A 1,058-nucleotide genomic window follows, 5' to 3' on the forward strand; every position below is an offset into this window, starting at 1 on the left:
AAATAATTGACCTGTTTCCTGATTTAATAATGCTTTATGATCAAAAGCATGACCAGGTGTATCGATTACTTTCCATGTCGCATTTCTGGATGTAAACGTTTCAGGCATAGCCTTAGCATGAAACGGCTTTCTTCTCCCCCAAAAGAGTTGCCTATATAAAGGATAATCTGCACGTCGTGCGCAATAATCAATTGTTTTTTCATTTAAATAAATTGGTAGTTTCTTAGTTTTTTCAATATAAGCGGCACAACCTGAATGATCTTCATGAGAATGAGTTATCATTACTTGATCAAAATCTGCTTGGTCAATAAAAGATTCGAAATATCTATGTAAGGACTGCGATCCTGTATCAATTAATACACCATCCACTAAATAACTGTAAACATTTAATGAAATACTTAGTAATTTAACTTCTCCATTCAAGTATGAGACGCCATTTTTCTCTCCTAAGTATGATTTTTTCTTTAAAAACATCACCTTTCATCTCCTTAATATTAAACCAAAAATCACTTTCAAATAGTTAACTGTAGTAACGGTATATATAATTCGTATAAAATCCCGAATACAGTTATCTCCATTCGTTTTATATTTTTTAAATATTCTGCATTTTAACTTTATCACAAAAATGAATGAATAACCACTCATTTTTTTATTGGACTAATCTGCCACTTACTTGAAAAAAACCTCAAAAGCGAACTGTGATCTTGTTCAACTATCCGTATGCGATAGTTCAATAAGGATATCTCTTATTATTAATGAAAAAGAGCAGCAACTTTATTGTCTGCTCTTCTTATTTCTTCGCATTTTTATTTACCTTTTTTAATTTCAATCAAAGTTAATCTCATTTCCCCATCACATTTATCTAGATAATAAGTATCCCCGCCTGTTTTTTCTTAAGACAATTTTAATATTAGAACTTACTTAAGACTAGCATCTTTACTCCTATGATTTACGAACGAACATTCTCAAAATATCAAAAAAAGAGAGCTTAATCCAATACTGACAATGTCATTTCAGACAAAGAAAATTTTTTTAATTTTACAATTCTACTGTTTTAT

At 30.0% G+C, this 1,058-nt stretch carries 1 protein-coding gene; it reads right to left on the reverse strand.

Features of this window, described 5'->3' with window-relative positions; genetic code table 11:
* On the reverse strand, positions 1 to 474 hold a 474-nt coding region (locus tag V7056_RS02705; protein WP_499699045.1), incomplete at its 3' end, for an MBL fold metallo-hydrolase.
* Between the last annotated feature and the right edge of the window lie 584 nt (positions 475 to 1,058).

Origin of the sequence: Bacillus sp. JJ664, assembly GCF_036962205.1 — a bacterium.
Classification (GTDB): domain Bacteria; phylum Bacillota; class Bacilli; order Bacillales; family Bacillaceae_G; genus Gottfriedia.